The organism is Limnospira sp., assembly GCF_051859755.1.
Classification (GTDB): domain Bacteria; phylum Cyanobacteriota; class Cyanobacteriia; order Cyanobacteriales; family Microcoleaceae; genus Limnospira; species Limnospira fusiformis.
The window spans coordinates 1-5,939 of record NZ_JBIMLI010000198.1; the positions used below are offsets into that span (position 1 = coordinate 1).

Consider the following 5,939-nt stretch of genomic DNA (forward strand, 5'->3'; position numbering starts at 1 on the left):
GGTTTGGTCAAAGGGGTAACTACCTATACCGGGTTGAAAACTACTCACAAACGGATCTACTATTTTAATCGCGCCATCTTCTATATAAGCCTCTAGCTCGTCAATATCCAGGTTGACAACAGAATCCTCTTCATTGAGAGTTAAATCCATAATGTCTTTTCCTGTGACGTTAATCGTCAGGTTTTTTTGCCTTTGTAGCAATCGCCGCCCCATGGCTAAGGTTAAGGCTTCTAGTGTGGTTTCGGAAAAATCGGGATAGACTCCCGGCGTGATGTTCATGTGAGAAAATAGAAGTGGTTACTTCCATTCTACGATAAATGCCTATTCGATTTGCAATGCGTCCTACCGGTGGCGGGGGCGGCGGGGGCGCTTATTATAGATTTTCCAAGTCGGGGACGGTTCAACTGGCGGCAGGGGAAGAGGTGGAAATTATCCCCTCCACATCGTCCCCGGTGAGGCGAGAAATTTCCATCAAGGGGGAAAATCCATTCTCCATCAGATGGGATGGTAGCGATCGCTCATTGCCAGTATTTGAAGATGCGACCTATTTTGATAGCAGCGACGGGGGAATCTCTCTTTTTGCGACATCCGCCACCACCCAGACGGTAGAACTCTGGGTTAGACAGGAAACGGAAATTGATTATGACTTAGGACAAGAATCAGGAGAAATAGACGATATGCCAATGCCGAATTTATCTATTAGACCTTTTATGGGTACAGGAAATCAATCCGTTCACGTACCCAATTTTATAGCTGACAACGCAGATTCGGATAGTAACAGAATATATGACTATCTTTGGTATAACACCTTTTATAGTGAACATGGAGTTTTAATTTTTCAGTTTGATGTGTTTTTCCCTGGTCAAATGTACAACTTTACCATTAATCCCTCTAACGATTCTTGGCTGCCGCCTGGAGAAGTGATTAAAGTCTTCCTGATTCCACGTGAAATCATGGCAATGGCTTTGACCCAAGTAGCCGTTTACCAGTGGGAACTTTATAGCGACACCAACATGAACCATCTAATGAACTGGGTTAAAGGACATAGTGAAGCGACGACTGTGGAATCCCTAGAAGGTGGCTTTAGTCTTATTCCCACAATGAGTAAGCAGATATTGTTTTTTGACACTTTCCCGGACGAGGAGACCGATCGCTTTTTGTGTAACTGTTCTTACACGCCTAATCTAGCCAACCCCAAAGAGGGTGGAGAATTTACTATCAACCACCTGACTCCCTCCTTCGGTTATTGGTAGATCTACCTGCGGTAAATAAGCGATCGCCTTAATCTGAGTTTTCCTGAGATGGGGGGGAAGCGATCGCCTTACCGGCTGGTGAACAAATATAGGGGAGGCTGATCCGATCGCCCGCCGCCAATCCCCCAAGTCTCCGAGTTGATTCCATCTGGCTCAGTCCGTCCACTACAATAGGTAAACAGGAAGGGCGATCGCTTAATCCGACCATCTGGGCAACTGGGGAGAAACCATAGCCAATTACAAACCTATGAAGAAAAACCGAATCGGTCAGGCTTCCATTATCCCCGACGCGATCGCCTACAGAATTCAGAAGCAGTGCAAATATGACTGGCAGCGAACCTTACTAGCAATCTTGATGTACACCGGCGAACGAGTGGGAGCTGTCAGGTTACTGCGAATCCCTGACGTTTATGTTTCCTCAGCTTCCCGTGTTGTCCTGCCAGAAATAACTTTTCGATCCGAAACTCGTAAGCGCGCGGGCGGGAAAGATGGGGGAGTCCGCCAAGTTCCCATTTCCCAAAAACTTAGAGAGATTCTCGGAACTTACCGCATCGGTGGCGGCGAGTTTCTGTTTCCTAGCCCATCTGATATATCCAAGCCCGTTACCGTTCAAGCGATAGACTCTTTCCATAGGGCGGCGATCGCTCGTCTGGGATTAGAAAACGAGGGCTATTCTCTCCACAGTTACCGCCGCACTTTCATCACCAAACTCTATAACAAGGGAGTCAATACCAGAACCATCATGGCTATCACAGGTCACAAATCCATGTCATCTTTGCAGCGCTATATTGATGCTGATCCTCAAAAAATCCGAGACGCGATCGATGAAATCTAAGGCAGCGATCGCTATCAGTGTTATCCAGGGAGAAATGGGTTGCTGCTATGCTTTGGAGGGCCGAACGCCACACACTGCCTTAGATACTTCCAATTTTAGCGCTAAACTCGGCACTTTGGTATTTTGGACAAAACATCAAATATTCTTACACACGGCAAACGACGCTAACCAGTGTACAGTAGCACTTAGCGCCGTTTTAGGTTGGGAAACGCTCCTTGATTTTTCTGTGAAATCACAAAATTTTTGGGGGTATAAAATCTCCTTTGGGGGAAATCTTAGGACGCGCCGCCGGGGAAATTTCCACCACTCGATTTAAGTGCTGGAAGTTTCTCTAGGATAGTTTCCAGAGACCAGTCCGACTCGATCCACTGTTCTACCTGGTTGGCGATCGCCTTCGCTTTTTCGCTGAGATGAGGACCTGCCAGATAACAAACCTGCTTTTTCCCCTGATAAAGATAAGCGTACTTATTGCCGTTTGTGTCTTGGAATGCTGATTTGGTTTTCCAGCGAACGGTTAGGCGATCGCTCTGGGAAGTTTTCACCGGTGATAAATTTTCGTCACCCTGGGTGACGGCTACCCATCCTAGATATTTAACCTTGCCCTGTTCGCGCAACCTTTCCAGAGACTTAATCACGCGGGATTGTAGGAGTCCAGTAGCTTGGCTAATTTGCTTTATATCCTGATTCGGGCAACTTCTGAGACATCTCAAGACATCCTGATCATCCCAGCCTGGATCAAACGGCTCTGGATTTTCAAGTTCCGTCACCCTGGGTGACGAAATTGCTAAGGAAAGCTGCCCCGGTGTGGATTGTCTTTTCATCGGCCGGACCCCCTGCCATCATCATCTCCGGTGGTGATAGCTCGAGTATTTATAGCCAAAATTGCCAATTGTGAGTTTTTGGCTATGCTGCGAACCAGGAAAAGCCTTGTCACAAAAGGACGATTGTCATAAATTAGGGCGCTTACTATATCAATATCACAGGCGATTCGGGAAAAAGCGGCGTAATCCTTTTTAACCAGGTCTCGAAGTTCCAGCACTTCGGACTCAAGTTCCCGCACTTTAGACTCAAGTTCCAGCACTTCTGGGGGAACGGTCGGGATGGTATCAGTAATCTGATGAGCGATCGCCGACACCGGGGCAGGTGATTTTTTAACTTTTTCGTCACCCTGGGTGACGGAATTGGTGGCTTGATGCGCGGCGGTTTTGTCACCGGTGATAGTTTGGGGATTAGAGTTCTGTCTGTTCATGGCTAATATAATGCTTGAGGGTTTTGCCAAATGCCGAAAGAAAAAACACCCCCCACTGGCATGAGGGGCGCTTAAATTATTCGGACACCTGCTGGAGAACTTCCTGCCGGATTTTCTCCATCTGCTCTTTCATTTGAGACTGATACTCTCTGTTCGCTAGTAGCCGTTGCTCTAGTCGCGCTTCATGGCTTTTGACATAAGAATCAAATCCAGCGAACAGCTCCTCCAACAGGTCTAAGATTTTCCCGCCTGTTCCGAGGTGATGACACCCCCCTGGCTGGAAATAATCCCCCTGGCAATTTGCTCGATCAGTTCTGAACGGTTCAGAGTCAACTCTGTAGCCATCTGATCCAACAACTTGACCGCTGTTTCCGTCAATGTCATTGTGACAGCCTTCTTCTTCTCCCCGTACAAAACGTTGGGAGTCCGATGCTGATAGGGTTTGCTCTTTTTCATGTTCCTTGTCCACAACCTCTCCAAAAAAAATATCATAAATATATTTACATTTTTATATTTACCATGTTATCTTAGATTCATGTAACCTAAATATATTTAAGTTGCGTCGCACCTCTATCACCTGCGGCCAACTGAGGAAAAGGGGGTAGGCGGCTCTCCCGGTGGATCTGGGACAGCGATCGCATTAATTGCGAACTACGAGCGCCTCTTTTAACTCACTTCCTGCGGCCACTATTCGAGCGAGAGAGATAAAAAGCCGGATATTGAGAGCGGGGAAGTTGATAGATGTAAGCGATCGCCATGAGGTTGGTTAAGCGATCGCACCAGTCAACCCTATATATAAGGTCAAAGCCTATGGTGAATAGAAAAGCTAAGGCCGCAGAATTGCCTAGCGGGTTTCACCGCCTAGACAAAAAACATCAGCGGATCTTCTTGGTTACTTGTTTAGCTTGGATGCTGGCAGACCGACAAGTTGCGGCTAACGGGCAGCAACAAATCGGACGGCATTTAAGAAGGACTGCTCAAACAACTGTGTTCAAACTATCTGATGAGGAGGTAGCCCACTACATTGCAGAAATAGAGGATTCCCTACAGCGGAATCCCCAACTAGCCGGACCCATTGGTTTGGTGTTCAAAGTTCACAACTCGTAATTCCAAAAGGAAGGGGGAAACCCGAAATTTCCCCCTACCCACCATCGTCCTTTAGCAAAAGGAATTTGAATATGAGCGATCCTAATTCGCCCCGTTCAGTCATCAGTATAACATCTGATGCTGCTACGGGTCAACTCAACTTGTCCGAATCACTAACACCAGAGGAGGTTTTTGCCTACCTGAGTTTAATCAGCAAAATGCTCGAATATACACCCGATGAATTGGAGGAAATCCTATGGAAACACCAGACAGAAGAGAGATTCCGCTCTCCCATTCTGCCGTTTCCGACACAGCAAAATCCGTCCTTTTAGCATTGCTGCAAAATCCTAGCCTTGTCTATGAGTTGCCATTAACAACTCAGCAGGTTGGTCGGCTGCTAAAGGAAAGCTGGTATCTCGCCAATGAAATGCTGGCAACTTACCAGAGGAGTAATGGGGATGAACTGAGAGCGATCGTTTTAAGCGGTCGCCCTAACGAGGAGGTGAAAAACTACGATGTCAACTAGCCCCAGTAACGACCCGTTTGCACGGATCAAACTTCAGGCTGCGGCTACTTCCAATCAGGAGCTAACCCGTTGCCTACAACAAATGATTGAAGTTCTGGAGTCACAAAACCCCGACTACAGACAAGTTAGAAGTCAACTGCTTAGGGCTACCTGCCTGAGTTATGAAGTAGTGCGACATCTCGACGCTGCCGGCTTGAGTATTGGTCACTAAATAAAAGGGCTTGGGGCTGCTTACCTCAAGCATTCCCCAAGCAAGCCAGTCAGGAGTTTCTGATGCGAGAGTTATGCGAGCGATCGCTTTCTCTTACTCACCATTGGCGCTTAATCATAGCACCATCTGACTGGTTAATGCTAGACGTGCGCGCGCCGTGAGGATATAGGCGATCGTCTCTATCCCCATCTGGATAGATAGGCGATCGCTTCCCCCCCCGGTGTCCGCCAATCAGTTACACCAGCAATCTGGAGACAGAAAGGATGAAAAAATTAACCAACGAACAGAAAGTCGCTCAACTTAGTATCTTGCTGCAACACTTAGAACCCAAAGCCTTAAACACATTGCACAAATCGTTTTTGGATCGGTTTAATCAGGAGATTGCAGTCAACCCCCAAAAGCAGTATGTGAAAAAAATGCTTGATGCGATCGAGAACGGGGAAGTTGTCGCTAACCATGAATCAAGCGCGGGCGATCGCCTTCTCATTTCTATGGCTTGGCAGATGTTCTCGGCTAGTCCATCTGTCCAGGAGTCACTATCCTTTGATGAGTTTACCCAACAAGCGCTTGCATCCTACGCGGTTGCTGCCCTAAAAAAAACTAAGTGTTTCTTAGAAATAGCCAATACCTTTATCGCCGAAGACCATGGAGAATCTGGAGAATGAAATCTACTTAGGCGGCCTGCTAGATATCGCCGCCAGTATTGAAGATTACGCCGAGAGGATTAATGTTCGCCTTGATGGTTTTTCGAGGGAAAAGCCAGAACATCTAGCCGAAGT

At 47.1% G+C, this 5,939-nt stretch carries 12 protein-coding genes and 1 pseudogene; 8 read left to right on the top strand and 5 right to left on the bottom strand.

Features of this window, described 5'->3' with window-relative positions:
• Positions 1 to 279, bottom strand: a pseudogene (locus tag ACTIE0_RS22070) (hypothetical protein); the annotation flags it as partial.
• 38 nt (positions 280 to 317) lie between these two features.
• Between ACTIE0_RS22070 and ACTIE0_RS22075 the strand changes: the two are divergent.
• Entirely contained in the window at positions 318 to 1,253 is a 936-nt protein-coding gene (locus ACTIE0_RS22075; RefSeq protein WP_006669626.1) for a hypothetical protein, read from the top strand.
• A gap of 28 nt (positions 1,254 to 1,281) precedes the next feature.
• On the opposite strand, the gene ACTIE0_RS22080 is transcribed toward ACTIE0_RS22075, so the two are convergent.
• The gene (locus tag ACTIE0_RS22080) at positions 1,282 to 1,461 is read right to left on the bottom strand and encodes a hypothetical protein (protein WP_006623233.1); all 180 of its coding nucleotides are present in this window, start codon (positions 1,459 to 1,461) and stop codon (positions 1,282 to 1,284) included.
• A gap of 39 nt (positions 1,462 to 1,500) precedes the next feature.
• Here ACTIE0_RS22080 and ACTIE0_RS22085 point away from each other — a divergent pair, with 39 nt between their 5' ends.
• The gene (locus ACTIE0_RS22085) at positions 1,501 to 2,088 is read left to right on the top strand and encodes a tyrosine-type recombinase/integrase (protein ID WP_006669522.1); all 588 of its coding nucleotides are present in this window, start codon (positions 1,501 to 1,503) and stop codon (positions 2,086 to 2,088) included.
• On the top strand, positions 2,078 to 2,404 hold the full coding sequence (locus ACTIE0_RS22090) for a hypothetical protein (RefSeq protein WP_006669523.1): 327 nt from the start codon (positions 2,078 to 2,080) through the stop codon (positions 2,402 to 2,404). The genes ACTIE0_RS22085 and ACTIE0_RS22090 overlap by 11 nt, the downstream gene beginning before the upstream one ends.
• On the opposite strand, the gene ACTIE0_RS22095 is transcribed toward ACTIE0_RS22090, so the two are convergent.
• The 3 genes from ACTIE0_RS22095 to ACTIE0_RS22105 all read right to left on the bottom strand — a co-directional run bounded on the left by ACTIE0_RS22095 (position 2,364) and on the right by ACTIE0_RS22105 (position 3,806).
• Positions 2,364 to 2,909: a winged helix-turn-helix domain-containing protein gene (locus ACTIE0_RS22095; RefSeq protein WP_439516992.1), complete on the bottom strand. Its 546-nt coding sequence runs from the start codon at positions 2,907 to 2,909 to the stop codon at positions 2,364 to 2,366. The genes ACTIE0_RS22090 and ACTIE0_RS22095 overlap by 41 nt on opposite strands.
• Positions 2,906 to 3,337 carry a hypothetical protein gene (locus ACTIE0_RS22100; protein ID WP_006669628.1) on the bottom strand — a complete coding sequence of 144 codons (432 nt, stop codon included), beginning with the start codon at positions 3,335 to 3,337 and terminating at the stop codon, positions 2,906 to 2,908. The genes ACTIE0_RS22095 and ACTIE0_RS22100 overlap by 4 nt, the downstream gene beginning before the upstream one ends.
• Positions 3,338 to 3,413: 76 nt before the next feature.
• Positions 3,414 to 3,806 carry a hypothetical protein gene (locus tag ACTIE0_RS22105; protein WP_006623237.1) on the bottom strand — a complete coding sequence of 131 codons (393 nt, stop codon included), beginning with the start codon at positions 3,804 to 3,806 and terminating at the stop codon, positions 3,414 to 3,416.
• A 341-nt stretch (positions 3,807 to 4,147) separates the two neighbouring features.
• On the opposite strand from ACTIE0_RS22105, the gene ACTIE0_RS22110 reads away from it, so the two are divergent.
• From ACTIE0_RS22110 to ACTIE0_RS22130, 5 genes are all read left to right on the top strand, one after another.
• Positions 4,148 to 4,444: a hypothetical protein gene (locus ACTIE0_RS22110; RefSeq protein ID WP_006623238.1), complete on the top strand. Its 297-nt coding sequence runs from the start codon at positions 4,148 to 4,150 to the stop codon at positions 4,442 to 4,444.
• A 71-nt stretch (positions 4,445 to 4,515) separates the two neighbouring features.
• Complete coding sequence (locus tag ACTIE0_RS22115) at positions 4,516 to 4,755, top strand: hypothetical protein (protein WP_192808269.1); 240 nt, start codon at positions 4,516 to 4,518, stop codon at positions 4,753 to 4,755.
• A complete protein-coding gene (locus ACTIE0_RS22120) occupies positions 4,680 to 4,949 on the top strand; it encodes a hypothetical protein (RefSeq protein ID WP_006669629.1) in 270 nt (89 codons plus the stop codon). Before ACTIE0_RS22115 ends, ACTIE0_RS22120 begins: the two co-directional genes overlap by 76 nt.
• Positions 4,939 to 5,160 carry a hypothetical protein gene (locus ACTIE0_RS22125; protein WP_006669630.1) on the top strand — a complete coding sequence of 74 codons (222 nt, stop codon included), beginning with the start codon at positions 4,939 to 4,941 and terminating at the stop codon, positions 5,158 to 5,160. The genes ACTIE0_RS22120 and ACTIE0_RS22125 overlap by 11 nt, the downstream gene beginning before the upstream one ends.
• A gap of 263 nt (positions 5,161 to 5,423) precedes the next feature.
• Positions 5,424 to 5,825, top strand: a complete 402-nt coding sequence (locus tag ACTIE0_RS22130) for a hypothetical protein (RefSeq protein ID WP_006623243.1) — start codon at positions 5,424 to 5,426, stop codon at positions 5,823 to 5,825.
• The last annotated feature ends 114 nt before the right edge of the window (positions 5,826 to 5,939 follow it).

Bases quoted from the DNA above. Each gene is read 5' to 3' on its own strand.
- ACTIE0_RS22075 (WP_006669626.1), top strand. From the start codon at position 318: ATGCCTATTCGATTTGCAATGCGTCCTACCGGTGGCGGGGGCGGCGGG.
- ACTIE0_RS22080 (WP_006623233.1), bottom strand. From the start codon at position 1,461: ATGGTCGGATTAAGCGATCGCCCTTCCTGTTTACCTATTGTAGTGGAC.
- ACTIE0_RS22085 (WP_006669522.1), top strand. From the start codon at position 1,501: ATGAAGAAAAACCGAATCGGTCAGGCTTCCATTATCCCCGACGCGATC.
- ACTIE0_RS22090 (WP_006669523.1), top strand. From the start codon at position 2,078: ATGAAATCTAAGGCAGCGATCGCTATCAGTGTTATCCAGGGAGAAATG.
- ACTIE0_RS22095 (WP_439516992.1), bottom strand. From the start codon at position 2,909: ATGAAAAGACAATCCACACCGGGGCAGCTTTCCTTAGCAATTTCGTCA.
- ACTIE0_RS22100 (WP_006669628.1), bottom strand. From the start codon at position 3,337: ATGAACAGACAGAACTCTAATCCCCAAACTATCACCGGTGACAAAACC.
- ACTIE0_RS22110 (WP_006623238.1), top strand. From the start codon at position 4,148: ATGGTGAATAGAAAAGCTAAGGCCGCAGAATTGCCTAGCGGGTTTCAC.
- ACTIE0_RS22115 (WP_192808269.1), top strand. From the start codon at position 4,516: ATGAGCGATCCTAATTCGCCCCGTTCAGTCATCAGTATAACATCTGAT.
- ACTIE0_RS22120 (WP_006669629.1), top strand. From the start codon at position 4,680: ATGGAAACACCAGACAGAAGAGAGATTCCGCTCTCCCATTCTGCCGTT.
- ACTIE0_RS22125 (WP_006669630.1), top strand. From the start codon at position 4,939: ATGTCAACTAGCCCCAGTAACGACCCGTTTGCACGGATCAAACTTCAG.
- ACTIE0_RS22130 (WP_006623243.1), top strand. From the start codon at position 5,424: ATGAAAAAATTAACCAACGAACAGAAAGTCGCTCAACTTAGTATCTTG.